The organism is Paraburkholderia sp. DHOC27 (genome assembly GCF_003429005.1).
GTDB lineage: Bacteria > Pseudomonadota > Gammaproteobacteria > Burkholderiales > Burkholderiaceae > Paraburkholderia.
Window position 1 is genome coordinate 572,734 of the sequence record NZ_QVQV01000006.1, and the last position, 16,520, is coordinate 589,253.

14 protein-coding genes are annotated in these 16,520 nt (G+C 63.0%); 10 read left to right on the forward strand and 4 right to left on the reverse strand.

Features of this window, described 5'->3' with window-relative positions; translation table 11 throughout:
• The first annotated feature begins 238 nt into the window (after positions 1-238).
• Both D0B32_RS21245 and htpG read left to right on the forward strand, forming a co-directional pair.
• Positions 239-1,693, forward strand: a complete 1,455-nt coding sequence (locus D0B32_RS21245; RefSeq protein ID WP_117336236.1) for a PLP-dependent aminotransferase family protein — start codon at positions 239-241, stop codon at positions 1,691-1,693.
• 168 nt (positions 1,694-1,861) lie between these two features.
• The gene (htpG, locus tag D0B32_RS21250; protein WP_117336237.1) at positions 1,862-3,760 is read left to right on the forward strand and encodes a molecular chaperone HtpG; all 1,899 of its coding nucleotides are present in this window, start codon (positions 1,862-1,864) and stop codon (positions 3,758-3,760) included.
• A gap of 192 nt (positions 3,761-3,952) precedes the next feature.
• Here the strand turns inward: htpG and D0B32_RS21255 are convergent, their stop codons facing one another.
• Positions 3,953-4,219: a hypothetical protein gene (locus tag D0B32_RS21255; protein WP_117336238.1), complete on the reverse strand. Its 267-nt coding sequence runs from the start codon at positions 4,217-4,219 to the stop codon at positions 3,953-3,955.
• Positions 4,220-4,534: 315 nt separating this feature from the next.
• Between D0B32_RS21255 and D0B32_RS21260 the strand changes: the two genes are divergently transcribed.
• Together D0B32_RS21260 and D0B32_RS21265 are read left to right on the forward strand one after the other, a co-directional pair.
• Positions 4,535-6,373 carry a tetratricopeptide repeat protein gene (locus D0B32_RS21260; RefSeq protein ID WP_117336239.1) on the forward strand — a complete coding sequence of 613 codons (1,839 nt, stop codon included), beginning with the start codon at positions 4,535-4,537 and terminating at the stop codon, positions 6,371-6,373.
• 105 nt (positions 6,374-6,478) lie between these two features.
• Complete coding sequence (locus tag D0B32_RS21265; RefSeq protein ID WP_404935573.1) at positions 6,479-8,278, forward strand: tetratricopeptide repeat protein; 1,800 nt, start codon at positions 6,479-6,481, stop codon at positions 8,276-8,278.
• An 84-nt stretch (positions 8,279-8,362) separates the two neighbouring features.
• Here D0B32_RS21265 and D0B32_RS21270 read toward each other — a convergent pair whose 3' ends face one another.
• Positions 8,363-8,869 (reverse strand): OmpA family protein, encoded by a 507-nt coding sequence (locus tag D0B32_RS21270; RefSeq protein WP_117336240.1) that lies wholly within the window; start codon positions 8,867-8,869, stop codon positions 8,363-8,365.
• Between the two features lie 249 nt (positions 8,870-9,118).
• Here D0B32_RS21270 and D0B32_RS21275 point away from each other — a divergent pair, with 249 nt between their 5' ends.
• The 6 genes from D0B32_RS21275 (at position 9,119) to D0B32_RS21300 (ending at position 14,817) form a co-directional block, all read left to right on the forward strand.
• Positions 9,119-9,928 carry a chorismate lyase gene (locus D0B32_RS21275; RefSeq protein WP_117336241.1) on the forward strand — a complete coding sequence of 270 codons (810 nt, stop codon included), beginning with the start codon at positions 9,119-9,121 and terminating at the stop codon, positions 9,926-9,928.
• Positions 9,928-10,404 (forward strand): DNA-deoxyinosine glycosylase, encoded by a 477-nt coding sequence (locus D0B32_RS21280; RefSeq protein ID WP_117336242.1) that lies wholly within the window; start codon positions 9,928-9,930, stop codon positions 10,402-10,404. The genes D0B32_RS21275 and D0B32_RS21280 overlap by 1 nt, the downstream gene beginning before the upstream one ends.
• Positions 10,401-11,315, forward strand: coding sequence for a spermidine synthase (locus D0B32_RS21285; protein ID WP_117336243.1), 915 nt, complete (start codon positions 10,401-10,403; stop codon positions 11,313-11,315). The genes D0B32_RS21280 and D0B32_RS21285 overlap by 4 nt, the downstream gene beginning before the upstream one ends.
• Positions 11,316-11,607: 292 nt before the next feature.
• Positions 11,608-11,859, forward strand: coding sequence for a DUF3311 domain-containing protein (locus tag D0B32_RS21290; protein ID WP_117336244.1), 252 nt, complete (start codon positions 11,608-11,610; stop codon positions 11,857-11,859).
• Positions 11,856-13,406 carry a monocarboxylate uptake permease MctP gene (gene mctP / locus D0B32_RS21295; protein ID WP_117336245.1) on the forward strand — a complete coding sequence of 517 codons (1,551 nt, stop codon included), beginning with the start codon at positions 11,856-11,858 and terminating at the stop codon, positions 13,404-13,406. The genes D0B32_RS21290 and mctP overlap by 4 nt, the downstream gene beginning before the upstream one ends.
• Before the next feature lie 274 nt (positions 13,407-13,680).
• Positions 13,681-14,817 (forward strand): FUSC family protein, encoded by a 1,137-nt coding sequence (locus D0B32_RS21300; protein WP_117336246.1) that lies wholly within the window; start codon positions 13,681-13,683, stop codon positions 14,815-14,817.
• Between the two features lie 100 nt (positions 14,818-14,917).
• Here D0B32_RS21300 and D0B32_RS21305 read toward each other — a convergent pair whose 3' ends face one another.
• Together D0B32_RS21305 and tal are read right to left on the reverse strand one after the other, a co-directional pair.
• Positions 14,918-15,334, reverse strand: a complete 417-nt coding sequence (locus D0B32_RS21305; protein ID WP_117336332.1) for a VOC family protein — start codon at positions 15,332-15,334, stop codon at positions 14,918-14,920.
• Positions 15,335-15,541: 207 nt separating this feature from the next.
• Positions 15,542-16,495 (reverse strand): transaldolase, encoded by a 954-nt coding sequence (gene tal / locus D0B32_RS21310; protein WP_117336247.1) that lies wholly within the window; start codon positions 16,493-16,495, stop codon positions 15,542-15,544.
• Positions 16,496-16,520 lie beyond the last annotated feature (25 nt).

Here is a 16,520-nt window from a genome sequence, read left to right on the forward strand (position 1 = left end):
CGTTGCAGCTTTGTTGATTTCCGCATCAGCCCAGATGGCAAACCTCGCGGGCAAACCCGGCGATGAAACCGATTGCAAAGCCGGTTGCAAACCCGGTTGTAAAACCCGACGGCCAGCGGCTCCGAATCCAGCGCGCCGACGGCATCTCGAAATTCATCTGAGTTTGAATGTACCGCCCTCCACCTGCACAGTAACGGTACAATCGTCCCAATAATGTTCGGTACAGTTGGAGCCCGTTATGTCCGTCCCGCTCGACCAGATTCCCGCGCCGCACGACGCTTCCGCGCTGACGCTGGTGGATCAGCTCGTCCAGTGGGGGCGCCGCCGCATCGAAGAGCGCGTGTTCCGCGCCGGCATGCGCATGCCGTCCATCCGCAAGCTGGCGCTGGATAAAGGCGTGTCGCGCTTCACGGTGGTCGAGGCGTATGAGCGCCTGGTTGCGCAGGGCTATCTGGATTCGCGGCGCGGCTCCGGCTTTTATGTACGCGAACGCCTCGCCGCGCCGATGCCCGGCGAACGTCGCCCGAGCACCGAGCCCACCGCAGCGCCGAACACGATCGACGTTGTCTGGCTGCTGCGCAACATGCTGCAAACCTCGACCAGGCCCGAGCGCGGGCCGGGGCTCGGCTATCTGCCGAGCCGCTGGCTCGACGGCGACCTCATCACGGGCGCGCTGCGCACGCTGGGGCGGCAAAGCGGTGCGCAGATGCTGGGTTTCGGCACGGCGCAAGGCTTTTTGCCGTTGCGTCAGCAGTTGCAGACGCGCCTCGAGGAACTGGAAATCGGCGCCTCGCCCGAGCAGATCGTCATGAGTTCTGGCGTCACGCAGTCCATCGACCTGATCGCGCGCATCTTCGTGCAGCCGGGCGACGCGGTGATCGTGGGCGATCCGGCGTGGTTCCAGATGTTCGGGCGCTTCGCGTCGCAGGGCGCGCGCCTCGTCGGCATGCCGTACACGCCGGAGGGCCCCGATCTGGACGCGCTCGAGGTGCTGGTGCAGACATGGCGCCCGAAAATGCTGGTGATCAACTCGGTTTTGCAGAATCCGACCGGCACTTCGCTGACCGCCGCGCAGGCGTTTCGCATCCTGCGTCTGGCCGAAGAATACGATTTCATCGTGGTCGAGGACGACATTTACGGCGACCTGTGTCCGCCCGGCTATCCGGCCACGCGGCTCGCCAGCCTCGATCAGCTCAAACGCGTCATCTATCTGGGCAGCTTCTCGAAGACGCTCGCGCCGAATCTGCGGGTGGGCTTCATCGCCTGCGCGCCGGAAGTCGCCAAGGCAGTCACGGACCAGAAGATGCTGGTGGGCATGACGAGCCCCGAACTCAACGAACGGGTGCTCTACAAGATTCTCACGGAAGGCCACTACCGGCGTCACGTGGAGCGGTTGCGGGCGCGGCTCGACGGCGTGCGCGACAAGGCCGGCCGGATGCTGGAAAAGACCGGTCTGAAGCTGTTTCAGTCACCGGGCGCTGGTATGTTCTTGTGGGCCGACACGGGTGTGGATTCGGACGTGCTGGCCACCGCCGCGCACGAGGCGGGCTTTCTGCTGAGCCCCGGCAGCCTGTTCTCGCCGCAGCAGTCGCCCTCCACCTGGACGCGGTTTAATGTGGCCAATTGCGGGGATCCGGAACTGCCGGCGTTCCTGGGCCGCTATCTGGAAGGTGTCGCGCGGCGCGCCTCTTGAAATCACGCCGATAGTACCCAATTAGGCGCGAAACCGTGTGGGCGGCCGCGTGTGCCGGATCCGCGTCCGGGTCCGCTACGACACGCCTGACGCAGCATCAACGGCGCCTGGCGCTTCGTGGCCTCGCTTAACTGAATCAACCGCTACAAACAGAGAGGAAGTCTGACCATGGCACAAGAAACCATGAGCTTTCAGGCAGAAGTGAAGCAGCTTCTGCAACTGATGATCCATTCGCTGTACAGCAACAAGGAAATTTTCCTCCGCGAGCTGATCTCCAACGCCTCGGATGCCGCTGACAAACTGCGCTTCGAAGCCATCGAAAACAACGCCTTGTACGAAAACGATCCTACTTTGCGGATCCGCATTTCGTACGACAAGGCCGCGCGCACCATCACCATCGACGATAACGGCATCGGCATGAGCCGCGACGAGGCGGTTTCGCACCTTGGCACGATCGCCCGTTCGGGCACCAAGGAATTCTTCGGCAAACTGTCCGGCGACCAGCAGAAAGATGCAGCGCTGATCGGCCAGTTCGGCGTGGGTTTCTATTCGGGCTTCATCGTCGCGGACAAGATCACGGTGGAATCGCGCCGTGCCGGTTTGCCGGCGTCGGAAGGCGTGCGCTGGGAAAGCGCGGGCGAGGGCGATTTCGCGGTGGAGACGATCGAGCGCGCCCAGCGCGGCACGACCATCACGCTGCATCTGCGCGCGGACGAAGACGAACTGCTGTCGTCGCACCGTCTGAAGTCGATCATCCAGAAGTACTCGGATCACGTCGCGCTGCCCATCCTGATGAAGAAAGAGGAATGGGACGCGGAAAAGAGCGAGATGGTCACGAAGGACGAGGACGAGACCGTCAATCAGGCCAGCGCACTTTGGACGCGCGCGAAGAACGACATCACCGACGAGCAGTACAAGCAGTTCTATCAGCACCTCTCGCACGACCATCAGGACCCGCTGACGTGGACGCACAACCGTGTCGAGGGCCGCAGCGAATACACGCAATTGCTGTACGTGCCGGGTGCCGCGCCGTTCGACATGTGGAACCGCGATCATCGCGGCGGGCTGAAGCTGTATGTGAAGCGCGTGTTCATCATGGACGACGCCGAGCAACTGTTGCCCACGTATCTGCGCTTCGTGAAAGGCGTGGTGGATTCGAGCGATCTGCCGCTCAACGTTTCGCGCGAAATCCTCCAGGAAAGCCGCGACGTCAAGGCGATCCGCGAAGGTGTGACCAAGCGTGCGCTGTCGATGCTCGAAGAGCTGGCCAACGCCGATAACGACGCCGACAAGGAAAAGTACGCCAAATTCTGGCAGGAATTCGGTCAGGCGTTGAAGGAAGGCATTGGCGAAGACTTCGCCAACAAAGACCGGATCGCCAAGCTGCTGCGCTTTGCTTCGACGCATACGGATTCGACGGAGCAGAACGTGTCGCTGGCGGATTACGTCGCGCGCATGAAGCCCGAGCAAAGCAAGATCTACTACGTCACCGCCGACACGTTCCAGGCCGCCACGCATAGCCCGCATCTCGAAGTGTTCCGCAAGAAGGGCGTGGAAGTGTTGCTGCTGACCGACCGCGTGGATGAATGGATGCTGTCGTTCCTCACCGAGTTCGACGGCAAGCCGCTGCAAAGCGTGGCACGCGGCGACCTCGATCTCGGCGCGCTGAACGATGAGGAAAAAGAGGCGCAGGAAAAGGTCAGCGAAGAACTGAAGCCGCTGGTCGAGAAGATGAAGGAAGCGCTGAAGGACAAGGCCAAGGACGTGCGTCTGACGTTCCGCCTGACCGATTCGCCGTCATGCCTCGTTGCGGACGACGGCGAGATGAGCGGCTACCTGCAACGCATGCTGAAGGCCGCGGGTCAGCAGGCACCGTCGTTCCATCCGATCCTGGAAGTGAACCCGGAGCATGCGCTGGTGAAGGGCCTGCATGCGGACAGCGCGAACTTCGACGACTGGTGCCATCTGTTGTTCGATCAGGCGCTGCTCGCTGAAGGGGGCGCGCTGGAAGATCCGGCGAGCTTCGTCAAGCGGACCAATGCGTTGCTGCTGGCGCGTGGTGGTTGAATCGCAGACGCGGACTTGTACGCTTACGCGTAGAACCAGTTTGACAGGTTAAAAATGCGCTGCTTCGGCAGCGCATTTTTTTTGAATCGCCCGTTGAGCGAATTGGCTCTTGCGAGTTCAAGCGCAAGGCATTTATCCGACGTGCTGGATCAAGCAGACTTCACGCTCGTTCCATTGCGAACGTTCAATGGCTCACGCCCCGTGAGCGGAGCCGTGCAAGTGACGAACTTGCGACAACACCGACCCTGCCAGTTCCTTCGCTTCGTGACACGCATTGTGGTCGCCCAATACCTTGGCCGCGAGACTGCCTATGGCCGCGCTGGTTTGCTTGGCCGTGTGATGTTGCGCCAGCGCGGAACCCGCCAGTTCTTTTTCCGTGTGAAGCGTGCCGTGTTTTGCCAGCACGACGGCGGCCAGATGCGCGATGCGATCAGAGGTTTCTTTTCCGTTGTTATTCAAACCCTACTCCTTGATAGTTTTCCTGTTTTTACGAGGCGAAATTAAGAACGCGGATTCCATGTTGCGACCTCAATGCCGCGACTTCAAAACCTCGCCGTTATTCAAAGCGCTCGTTTGGCCAAACGAAAATTAATTATGGTTTACTAACTAAACGTTGGCAATCGCGATAAATTGAGATTTGAATATGAGATGCGCGAGCGCAAAGCAGGCCTATTCTGTGAAGTTCCCGTTTTGCCTGTCCGATCAAGCATCGCTTTCACGAGCCTGAACGCCGACAGTGCAACGCACGTCTTCCTGTCTCTGGCTGTTTCGCTCATGTCTGAATCCCATTCCGCAAGCTCATTTCATCCTGTATACGTCGTCTGGTCGACCTTGCGCGAGCAGGGTTTCGAAGCCGCCCAGCAGCGCGCCATTGCGCTGGCTCAAGAGGGCACGACGCCGCAGTTGCATGCGGATCTGTGCGCAAGTGCGGAACATTTCGAGCAGGCGTATCACAGCGCATCCATGGCGCCCGGCGAGCGTGAAAGCGGCGCGCGCTATGCGCGACTGGCGTTGTTTGCCGACGCGCTCGGCAAGCCCGCGCACGCGAAGCACTTCAGTGAGCTGGCGGTGAGTGCTCAGCCCGAAGCAAAGACGGTCGAATGGCTGGTGTGGCTGATCGACGACTGCGCTGCGTGGTCAGCGGCGGCGCATCTGCTGCGAGCCTACGAGCGTCACGCGCCGCACGATGCCCGCGCCCCCTGGTGGCTGGGTGTCTGCGCCGACCACCTGCCGCACGCAGAAGCGCGGACCGAGCGACGCGAGGCGCTTGCCCGCGCGTTCGTGCTCGATCCGCAGATTCATCCGTTGCTGCCGTTGCATCTCGCGCTGGCATACCGGGAGACGCGTGATTGGGACGCGGTCGAGCGTGTGTGCCGCGCTGTTCTTGCAACCCGTCCCGACGACGCGGAAATGGCATGGCAGCTGAGCCACGCGCAGTGGCAGCGCAACGACGCCGCGGCTGCAGAAGCGACCATGCGCGCAGTCGATGCCGCCGCGCCGGGCAACCCGGCAGTGCTCGCCGCGATTGGTCAATACGTGACCGAACAGGGGCGTTACGCCGATGGCGAAACCGCCTTGCACGCCGTGCTTGCGGTGGACCCCGCCAACCCAACGGCCGCCGTCGATCTGGCGGAGCTCGAATTGCGGCGCGGCGACTGGACGGCCTCATGGCCGCGATACGAGGGACGACTGGGGCGCGACGATCGCACGGACAACAACGTCGTCATGGTGATGGCGCGTCTTGCGCCACGCTGGCGCGGCGAGCCGCTTGCCGGCAAGACGCTGATGGTGCACAGCGAACAGGGCAATGGCGACGATATCCAGATGGTGCGCTTCGTGCCCGAACTCGCGGCACGCGTGCATGACGAGGGCGGCCGGCTCGTGCTGGCGGTGCGTCGGGCGCTGCAACCGCTGTTCGCACGTTTCTATGCGGACTGCGTATCCATCGAAGACGGTCCGCTTGGCGAGCCGCATTACGGTCTGCCGATGATGAGCCTGCCGTTTGCGCTTGGCTTGCAGTCCAGCGCGGTGAACGGGGCTCCTTACCTGCATGCGGACTCGGAGCGCGTCGCACAGTGGCGCGAGCGCGTTCATACCAGCGCGCAAAATGCACGAGATGCGCACGGTGCCCGTGAGGCCGCGTTGCAAATCGGGCTGGTGTGGTCCGGCAGTCCGACGCACCGGCGCGACGCGAAGCGCTCCATTGCCCTTGCCGAACTGGCGCCGGTCCTCGCACTGCCAGATGTCGTATTTCACCCGCTGACACCGGGGCGCAGCGCCGACGTAGCCATGCTCCATGCACAGGGCTGCCGCGTGCGCGATTTGACCGATCAATACGCGGCGGGCTTCGACGACGTCGCAGCGCATGTCACGGCGCTCGACGCGCTGCTCACCATCGACAGCGCGCCCCTGCATCTGGGCGGCGCGCTCGGCACGCCGGTGCTGGGCATGCTCGATCACGTGTCGCATTGGTGTTGGGGCAATGCAGAGCAACAGTCGTGGTACGACTCCGTGGAGTTGTTCCGGCAACCCGCGCCGGGCGCGTGGGCACCGGTGGTCGAGCGTGTGGCCGCGCGGCTGGAGGCACTCAAGCGCCAGGTCGCGAACCGCTGAAGAGCCGGGCGCTGAGCGGCGGACCCCTAAACCGTCCGCGCAAGACAGCGCCCCAATCAACCCCTGATCTCTACGTCCACATCGGATCTCCTGTCCGCGCCTGCCGTGAATCTGCCTCAACCTCAGTCCCCCTTGATCGAACACGCGAACGCGCTCTATGCCACCGGGCACACGGCGCAAGCCATGCTCGCCTACGAGCGCGTTTTGCAGGAGCAGCCTCGGCATGTGCATGCGCTGCATCGCATGGGCCTCGCCTGCTTTCGGGAGAATCAGCCCGAGCGGGCGCGGCGTTATCTCGACGAAGCGCTCGGCGTCGCCCCTGAACGCGCGGACATCTGGGAGCACCGCGGGCTGCTGGCCGCGTTGAGCGATGACAGAGTGGCAGCGGAGGCGTTTTATCATCGGGCGCTGGCGCTCGCGGACAGCACGGCCAGTGTGCATCGCAATCTGGCTGACTGTCTGAAGCTCTCCGGACGTCTGGTGGAAGCGCGCTCGCACTTCAGCAGGGCGCTCGAACTGGATCCGACGCTGCATCATGCCGCGCGTGCGCTCGCCCGGATCGGCGAGGAACTGGAGGAATGGAACGTCGCGGCAGACCATTGGCAGCAGGCGTGGCAGCTCGATTCGAGCAACATCGCGGACGCCCAGGCGTTGCTCGCGGCGCTGTCAAAAGCGGGACGTCACGCGCAAATCGACGCACTGCTCGCAACGTTGCGTACGCGCTATGTGGCCGATGCCGCCGCATTGGAGCGAGTGGCCTTCGCGCTGAACGGCATTGACCGTTTCGAGGACGCCATCAGCGCGGCGCAGCAGGGAATTGCCGTCGATCCCCACAACGCGTGGCTGCATCACAATGCGTCCTTCTCGTACAACATGCTGGGCCGGTTCCTGCCCATGCACGAGCACACGCTGGAGGCCGCCAGACTGTTGCCGGATAACCCGCGCATGCAGTTCAATCTGGCCGCCACGCAATTGCGGCTCGGTGACTTCGAACAGGGTTGGAAGCAGTACCGCTGGCATGAAGCGCTGCCCGAGAATCACGATCTGGTGCGTCCTAATTTTCCTGAGTGGCGTGGTGAGCCGCTTGAGGGCAGCCGGTTCTTGCTGATCGGTGAGCAGGGGCTGGGCGATCAACTGCAGTTTTTGCGCATGGCCGACTGGCTGCATCGGCAGGGTGCGACGGTAGACGTGTGGGTGGAGACGCCGCTAGGCGATCTCGCGCGCGGCGCATCGGGCGTCCATGCCGCATGGACCACGTTGCCGCCGGGTCCGTACGACTACTGGTGTCGCATGATGCGGTTGCCCGAATACATGCCGCTCACGCAAGCGATGCTGCCCGTGGCCATGCCGTACCTTAAGGCTCAGGCGGGCAAACTCGAACGCTGGAGCAGGCGGCTCGACACCATCACAGGAGACGTGCCGAACGCCCGCCGCAAGCCACGCGTTGGCCTCGTGTGGGCAGGCAATCCGGCTTATGGGTTGGATCGCTATCGTTCGCTGCCGTTGCAGCGGTTACAACCCATGTTCGATTTACCCGGCGTCAACTGGTTTTCGCTGCAAATGGGCGCGGCGCAGGACGAACTGGATGCATTGCCCGCGCACACTGGCATGCACAGGCTCGGGCCGGAGATAGGCAGTTTCGCCGATACGTTGGCGATCTTCGAGTCGCTCGATCTGGTGATTACCGTGGATACCGCGGTGGCGCATCTGGCCGGCGCCGCCGGCCGGCCCGTGTGGATTTTGCTGCCCACCTGCACCGACTGGCGCTGGATGCTGGAGCGCACCGACAGCCCGTGGTATCCGTCCGCGCGGCTATTCAGGCAGCGCGAATTGAATCAGTGGGGGCCGGTGCTGGAGGATCTACAGGATGCGCTGCGCGAATTCGTGAGCCGCGCATCTGCCTGAAAGCATTGCCGTGCAGGCACGGTGTCATTGACGCAAACCAGACCAGACGGGCCGTAGCGTAGTTCACGCTGCGGCCCGTTTCTCTTAGCGTCCCATCAACGTATCGAGCGTTTCGCCGCGCACGAGGATTTCGGTGCGCCGGTTCAACGCGCGTCCATCAGCCGTATCGTTGCTCGCAACCGGATTGTTGTACGCGCTACCCTTGGTGCGGATACGCGCCATCGTCACGCCGCGCGCCACCAATGCATAGCCGACCGCTTCCGCGCGGGCTTCCGAGAGTTGCTGGTTGTATTCGAGCGTGCCGACGTTGTCGGTGAAGCCCTCCACCAGAATCGGCTTTTTGCTGCGATTGAGCAGCACAGCGGAGCGGTTGATGACCGCGATCGCATCGGGTCGTATTGCGGACTTGCCGAAGTCGAACAGCGCGGCTTCGGGGAGCTTGACCGACACGCCGTCGGCGACGGGCTTCACTTCGATTCCGGCGGCCTGATTCAGCGAGGTTTCCTTGGCGCGATTCAGCGGTGCGGTGCAACCCGCCATCATCAGGACGGTCAGCGCGCACGCGCCGACACCCAGTAGCTTTCTTCTCATCTTTCGTGGTTCTCCTTCGATTTCCAGTTGCACGGCCTGTGCGCCGCGTGCTGCTCGCCGTGGACGGACGGGACCGCTGGCTTTGGTGATGCAGCGTTGTTTTATCGTGGACGTCGCAACAGGGAGAATCGGAACACTCTGAAAGCGACGGGTGGCTTGATCGCCAGCAGTGTTTGAACGATTGATCGCGGAACTTTGTAGGACGTGTATCAGGCGGATTCTGACGTCGCCCCGCTATAATCCGACACCATGCCTATCCGCTTCGATGCCGCCGACACCCATTGGCGTGTCGCACCTTTGCCCGGTTTCACCCGCGACCAGCACGACTGGCTCACGCGCGGTGGCTCGCTGACCGCTCACCTGCGCACGCTCGGCGCAGTCGCGGTGCGCGTCACGCGTGAGACTGTGGCGATGCCCTGGGCCGACGAGCACGCCGCGCTCGATGTTGCTCCGCGTGCGCCGGTATGGGTTCGCGAGGTGGTGCTGTCGGTGGACGGCACGCCGTTCGTCGCGGCGCACAGCATCGCGCCGCTGGCGGCGAGCGTCGGTGTCTGGCAGGCCATGCGCCGTCTGCGCACGCGGCCACTCGCCGAATTGCTCTACAGCGATAGCAGCGTGGCGCGCTCGGCGCTGGTGAGCCGCAGGCTGACGGCACGTCATCCGCTGTACCGGCTGGCTGCGCGCGAGATAGATGAAGCAGATGGAGCGCAACCGCAAGCGCTCGTGGCGCGCCGCTCGGTGTTCGAGCGTCACGGCGCGCCGCTGATGGTCACCGAGTGCATGTTGCCCGCCTTATGGGCGCATCTGGTGTCCGCGTCGTCCACATCCCAATCGTTGCACGCCACCCACGCCACCCACGGCACGCCGCGCGCACATTCACGCGAACATGGACCGCTGGAGCACACGGCGTCGCGAGCGCATCCATCGCCGAGAGCCGGGTTGGCGAACGCGTCCGCGAGCGAACACGCCAACCCGCCGCGCCATGATCTGCGTGAAACGAGTGACGCGAATGCAGCACTCGAGTCCGTCGATCATCGGCAATCCAAGGCTGATCGCTAATGCTGCGCGGCTTTCCGCCGGTCGTCGACAACGGCACGCATACCATCATTCTTGGCAGCTTTCCCGGCGAAGCGTCGCTGGCGGCGACGCAGTACTACGCGCATCCCCGTAACCAGTTCTGGCGCCTCGTCGGTGCCGTGCTCGGTGAAGCATCGCTGCACGAAATCCCCTACGACCAGCGTCTGATACGCGTGCTGGCTCACGGCATCGGTATCTGGGACGTGCTCGACGCGTGTCATCGCGAGGGCAGTCTCGATTCGGCGATTCGCCATGCACAGCCCAACGACTTCGCGTCGTTGAGAGCGCACGCGCCGCAACTCAAGAAAGTCTGCTTCAATGGCAAGACTGCCGGCCGTTTTGCGCCGGTGATCGGCGCGGCGGGCTACGTCACCCTGGTATTGCCTTCGTCGAGTCCGGCGAATGCTATGCTCTCGTTCGACCAAAAATTGCGTCTCTGGCGCGACATCCTCACATGACCACATTGATCAAGCGCGCCTCCGCCGAGGCGCGTGCCTTCCGCAACAAAGAGTCGCAAGCCGCCGGCGCAAAACAGAAAATCGTGCGCAAGAACAAGCGCACGGAGCGCGACGAAGAACTGGGCGACGCGCCCCAGATCGACGCGCCGCGCAAGCCGCGTTTCGCACCGGTGACGTTCTCGGAAGAGGGCGGCGTGCGCTATCTGCACTTCGGCACGGAATGGGTGCAAGGCGCGATGCGTCTGCGCAAGCCCGATCACATCGAGCTCGAATACGCGCAACAGATGATGGCGTGGCTGCTGTTCCTCGAAACGCCGAAGCGCATCGTTCAGCTCGGTCTTGGCGCAGCGGCGCTCACCAAGTTTGCGTATCGCTTTCTGGAGCGTGCCCAGGTCGAAGCCGTCGAACTGAATCCGGCCGTCGTGGTGGCAGCCCGCACGATGTTCGAACTGCCGCATGACGACGCGCGTCTCGCGGTGCACGAAACCGATGCGTGGGATTTCGTCAACGACCGCGCGAATCACGGCACGATCGGCGTGCTGCAAATCGACGTGTACGATGCCACTGCGCGTGGTCCGGTGCTCGATAGCGTGGCGTTCTATCGCGCGGTGCGGGCGTGTCTGACGCAAGCGGGCGTGGTGACGGTCAACCTGTTCGGCGATCATCCGAGCTTCGTGCGCAACATGAAGCGTCTGAACGAAGCGTTCGATGGCCGCGTGGTCGCGCTGCCCGAAGTGCACGACGGCAATCGCATTGCTATCGCGTTCTCGGGTCCGGCTCTCGACGTGCCGTTTGCAACACTGCAAGCTCGCGCCAAGCTAATCGAAAGCACGCTGGGTTTGCCAGCGCGTAAATGGATCAAGGGACTGCAGGAATCGACCGGGCAAACGTCCGCATCCTTCACGATCTAAGCAGACCGAAACGGCTTCGCTCATCCGGGCGGGGCCGAAGCAGCAAACCGTAGCGAACCACAGCAAACCACAGCGCACACGCCATCGCGACGGTCCGCTCGCTGCAACAGATCCCGCCTGTACATTGCAGCGTGTTTGTCTCACGCTGCCCGCCTCGGGTCGGCCCCGCTTGACCGTACCTTCGCGGCTCCTATACTCTTTCAATGCTTTCGGGGCGCCCGCGGCGTGTCCGCTGCCGGGTACAGCACCCGCTGACCACGGGACGCAATCAAGAAAGAACACAGGAGACGGCATGGCTCAAAACGCCAACGCAGACGTCAACGCGAACAAGGCCAGCAAGCGCTGGCTGTGGTTGCTCTTGTTACCCTGGATCGCGATGATCTGGGTGCCCTCCTACAACAAGGTTGAACCGCAACTGTTCGATTTCCCGTTCTTCTACTGGTATCAACTGCTGTGGGTCTTGATCAGCGCCGTCATCACGGCGCTCGTCTACTTCAAGACGAAGAACCGGTCGGCGGGGCGCTCGCAAGGGGGCGCCCGATGAATCAGATCGCCACCTTCGTGTTCGTGCTGTTCTTCATCGGCGTTACGATTCTCGGCTTCATTGCGGCTCACTGGCGGCGTGGTGATCTTGCGCATCTGGAAGAGTGGGGGCTGGGCGGCCGGCGTTTCGGCACCATCGTCACGTGGTTCCTGCTGGGCGGCGATCTCTATACGGCCTACACCTTCGTCGCGGTGCCCGCGCTCGTTTTTGGTGCGGGCGCAACGGGTTTCTTCGCACTGCCTTACACGATCCTGATCTATCCGTTCGCGTTCGTGGTGTTTCCGAAATTGTGGAGTATTGCTAAACGTCACGGCTACGTCACCTCCGCGGACTTCGTCAATGCGCGCTACGGCAGTCGCATGCTCGCGCTGGCTATCGCGTTGACCGGCATCGTCGCGACCATGCCGTACATTGCCTTGCAACTGGTCGGTATCGAAGTGGTGATCGGCGCACTGGGTTTCGACACCACGGGTTTCGTCGGCGATCTGCCGCTCATCATTGCCTTCGCGATTCTCGCGGCCTACACGTACACCTCGGGACTGCGCGCGCCCGCCATGATCGCGGTGGTCAAGGACCTGCTGATCTACGTGACGATCGCCGCCGCCATCATCGTGATTCCGCCGCAACTGGGCGGCTTCGGCCATATCTTCGCCGCGGTGCCGCCCGCCAAGCTGCTGCTGAAAGCGCCGGACGTCTCCAGTCTGAACGGCTACAGCGCCTACGCGACCCTCGCGGTGGGCTCCGCGCTTGCGCTGTTCCTGTATCCGCATTCGATTACCGCGGTGCTGTCCTCGAAGTCGGGCAATACCATTCGCCGCAATATGGCCATGCTGCCGGCGTACTCGCTGGTCCTCGGTCTGCTGGCACTGCTCGGTTTCATGGCGCTTGCCGCGGGCGTGAAGGACATGCCGGAGTTCGCGCCATACTTTGCGGCCTTCGGACCCAACTTCGCGGTACCGGCGCTGTTCCTGCACTTCTTCCCGCCGTGGTTCGTCGGCGTGGCGTTCGCGGCAATCGGGATCGGCGCGCTGGTGCCGGCTGCCATCATGTCCATTGCGGCGGCCAACCTGTACACCCGCAACATCCACAAGCAGTTCATCAACCGTCACATGACCAACGAGCAGGAGACCAACATCGCGAAGCTGGTCTCGCTGCTCGTCAAGGTCGGCGCGGTGGCGTTCATTCTCGGCCTGCCGCTCACGTATGCGATCCAGTTGCAGTTGCTGGGTGGCATCTGGATCATCCAGACGCTGCCGGCCATCGTGCTCGGACTCTATACGCGCATGCTCGACTATCGCGGTCTGCTGCTCGGCTGGGCGGTGGGCATTGCTACGGGAACGTGGATGGCCATTTCGCTGAAGCTGGCCGGTTCGATCTACACGATCCACCTGTTCGGCCTCGCAATTCCAGGCTACGCCGCTGTCTGGTCGCTGATCGTGAACCTCGTGGTCTCGGTTGTGGTGAGCCTGCTGGTGCGCGCGGTGGGCATGAAGCACGCCGAGGATCAGACGCGTCCGGAGGATTATCTGGACGTCGTGGAAAGCTGACAGTATCGACGGTCGCATCGAGCGTTGCCGCGCCGCGCAGGGTGGGTGCACTGGACCGGCGGTCGCGGCAAACGCCGCCGTTGCGCGTAGTGCTGGGCGTCTGGGTCACTGCCGGGCCAGGCGTCAGGACCGCCTGCTGAGCGGGCAACAGCGTGCCGCCTAGGCCGATCGCGCTATCGTCTTTGTCGACATGCAACGCCCGCGCAAGCGCTCTGCGGGCATTGCGGTATGCTTGTTGCGGACCTCCCCATTGCGTCTTTCGCACCGGACGATCATGGCCTCTGCCGACTCCGACCCCCTGATTCCGCGCCGCTCCAGTTTCAACCGCGTCGTGCGGGCGATCACTTCGCCGTACTACCGTTACCGGCACGCGAAGCTGCTGCACAGCGTGCGCGTCGGGCTTGCCATGATCGTTTCGATTGTCGCCACCACCGGCATCGATATTCCTCATGGCATCTGGTCGTCGGTGACGCTGCTGGTGGTGATCGGCGGCTTGCAGCACCACGGCAATATCCGCAAGAAGGCCGCGGAGCGCGCGGTGGGCACGCTGCTCGGGGCGACAATCGGGCTCGCGCTGATTTTCCAGCAAAACCTGTTCGGCTCACCGTGGCTCACGTATGTCCTGATGTCCGTGGCGGCGGGCATCTGCGCCTGGTACGCCATCGGCAAGGCGGGCTACATCGGACTGCTGACGGCCATCACCATGTGCATCGTCGCGGGACACGGCGACAATCAGATCGACACCGGCCTGTGGCGCACGCTGAACGTGCTGATCGGCATCGTGATCGCGCTGGCGTTCTCGTTTGCGCTGCCGCTGCATGCAACCTACTCATGGCGTTACCTGCTGGCCGACAACCTGCGTAGCTGCGCGCGGATCTACTCGCGCATCGTAGGCGGCGTGTTGTTCGATACCGAAGAGCAACTCAAGGTGTTTCTCGAACTGAACGCACGGCTTATTCAGTTGCGCGGGTTGATGCCGTCGGTAGCGAAGGAAATCGAAGTGCCGAAAGCGAAGCTGGAGGCCATTCAACGGGTGCACCGTTCGATGCTGAGCGCGCTGGAAATCATGACGTCTGGCAGCCTCGCGCATGCCGATGCAGTCGCCCGTGCGGCGTTCGCGCAGCAGTGCGGGGTAGAAGCGCGGGCGGTGCGCGCCATGCTGCTGGCGATGGCGCGCGGTTTGCGTTTCGGCGGCGCGAAACGGTTTCTCAATCCGCAGCCGCTGCCGCTGTGCGCGCCGCCTGGCTCGCTTGCGGGACAGCTTGCGCCGGAACTGCAGGGCCCCTATTGGCTAGGTGAGCGGCTCGTCGAGCAGGTCGACCAGTTAAGGGCGCTGCTGCTCGAGACGGAGCCGAACTGGAATATCGAGCGCACTGGAGCACCGTTCCGTGCCGGGGCCAAGGTGCAGTGAAGGGGCAGTGGTGAGTCGCGGCGGCCCACCCGTTGCTTCACCGCAGAGACTTGCAATCGGGTGCCCGCGAAACGCGTTGCACCCGCTGCCTTGGCGCAACTCAAGCCCCGTCGGGAATCGTCACCATCCAGCCAATCCCGAACTGGTCGGTCACCATGCCGAAGCCCTTGCTCCAGAACGTGGCCTGAAGCGGCATGTGCACTTCGCCGCCTTCCGAGAGCGCCTTGAAGATCCGTTCGGCGTCGGCGAGCGTATCGGCGGTGAGCGAGAGTCTGAAGCCCTGATGCGTGACATTCGCGTTCATGCAGTCATCGGACATCATCAGAATCGACTCGCCGATCCGCACCGACGCGTGCATGACCTGGTTATCGAACTTCGCATCGACGGTGCGGCCGGCGTCCGGCGGCGCGTCCTTGTAGTGCATCTTGAACTGCACGTTGGCGCCGAGGTGCTCGGTATAGAAGCGCAGCGCTTCTTCGCAGCGGCCGTCGAAAAACACATAGGCGTTCAGTTGCATCATCGTCTCCCGAAAGATCTCGTGTGAGCGCGGCGTGCACTGATGTTGCGAAGCGTCTCGCAGACAGCACAACGCCACAGAAAGACGATTGTAGTCGTCTGCTGTGGCGTTGAATGTGAAACTATGTCGCGCGCGGCGGGGCCGCTTCAACCCCGGCCTGAGAGCCTCGAACCCCGCCGCCAACCGGCGCGTTGTCAGCCCGAATGCTTAACGCAGTTCTTCGATCAGCTTTTCCAGCTTGACCGCGTCTGCCGCGAACGCACGAATGCCTTCAGCGAGCTTTTCGGTGGCCATGGCTTCGTCGTTGACGAGGAAGCGGAACGTCGATTCATCGACCGCCACGCGTTCGATATTGCCTGCCTCGCCCATTGCCGGCGACAGCTTGCGCTCCACCTTGTCCGTGCTGTCCTGCAGCTTTTGCAGCAGATCGGGGCTGATGGTGAGCAGGTCGCAACCGGCCAGTTCGAGCACCTGACCCGGCGTGCGGAAGCTCGCGCCCATCACCTCGGTCTTGTAGCCGAACTTCTTGTAGTACGCGTAGATGCGGCGCACGGATTGCACGCCCGGATCGTTGGCGCCGCCGTCTTTCGCTTCGTCCCACGCGCTGCCGGCGTTTTTCTTGTACCAGTCGTAGATGCGGCCCACGAACGGCGAGATCAGTTGCGCGCCGGCTTCGGCACAGGCGGCGGCCTGCGCGAGCGAGAACAGCAGCGTCATGTTGCAGTGGATGCCTTCCTTCTGCAGTTGCTCGGCCGCGCGCACGCCTTCCCACGTGGACGCCAGCTTGATCAGGATACGTTCGCGGCCAATGCCCGCCGCTTCGTACAGCTTGATCAGCTCATGGCCCTTTTCGATCGAGGCTTTGGTATCGAACGACAGACGCGCGTCGACTTCGGTCGAGACGCGGCCCGGAATGATCTTAAGAATCTCGGTGCCGAAGGCGATCAGCAGATTGTCGATGATCTCGCCAACCGGCTTCGACGCGTGATCGCGCACGGTTTTTTCCAGCAGCGGGCGGTAGTCGGCCTTCTGCACGGCCTTGAGGATCAGCGACGGGTTGGTGGTCGCGTCCTGCGGCTTGTACTGGGCGAGTTGCTGGAAGTCGCCGGTGTCGGCGACGACGGTCGTGAATTGCTTGAGTTGATCGAGTGCGGTAGTCATGTCGAGCCTTTAGGGCGCACAGGCG

Excerpts from the sequence above, each read along its gene's own strand:
- D0B32_RS21290 (WP_117336244.1), top strand. The coding sequence starts at position 11,608 with ATGGCTCAAAACGCCAACGCAGACGTCAACGCGAACAAGGCCAGCAAG.
- D0B32_RS21270 (WP_117336240.1), bottom strand. The coding sequence starts at position 8,869 with ATGAGAAGAAAGCTACTGGGTGTCGGCGCGTGCGCGCTGACCGTCCTG.
- D0B32_RS21305 (WP_117336332.1), bottom strand. The coding sequence starts at position 15,334 with ATGCAACTGAACGCCTATGTGTTTTTCGACGGCCGCTGCGAAGAAGCG.
- D0B32_RS21260 (WP_117336239.1), top strand. The coding sequence starts at position 4,535 with ATGTCTGAATCCCATTCCGCAAGCTCATTTCATCCTGTATACGTCGTC.
- htpG (WP_117336237.1), top strand. The coding sequence starts at position 1,862 with ATGGCACAAGAAACCATGAGCTTTCAGGCAGAAGTGAAGCAGCTTCTG.
- D0B32_RS21300 (WP_117336246.1), top strand. The coding sequence starts at position 13,681 with ATGGCCTCTGCCGACTCCGACCCCCTGATTCCGCGCCGCTCCAGTTTC.
- mctP (WP_117336245.1), top strand. The coding sequence starts at position 11,856 with ATGAATCAGATCGCCACCTTCGTGTTCGTGCTGTTCTTCATCGGCGTT.
- D0B32_RS21285 (WP_117336243.1), top strand. The coding sequence starts at position 10,401 with ATGACCACATTGATCAAGCGCGCCTCCGCCGAGGCGCGTGCCTTCCGC.
- D0B32_RS21280 (WP_117336242.1), top strand. The coding sequence starts at position 9,928 with ATGCTGCGCGGCTTTCCGCCGGTCGTCGACAACGGCACGCATACCATC.
- D0B32_RS21275 (WP_117336241.1), top strand. The coding sequence starts at position 9,119 with ATGCCTATCCGCTTCGATGCCGCCGACACCCATTGGCGTGTCGCACCT.
- D0B32_RS21245 (WP_117336236.1), top strand. The coding sequence starts at position 239 with ATGTCCGTCCCGCTCGACCAGATTCCCGCGCCGCACGACGCTTCCGCG.
- tal (WP_117336247.1), bottom strand. The coding sequence starts at position 16,495 with ATGACTACCGCACTCGATCAACTCAAGCAATTCACGACCGTCGTCGCC.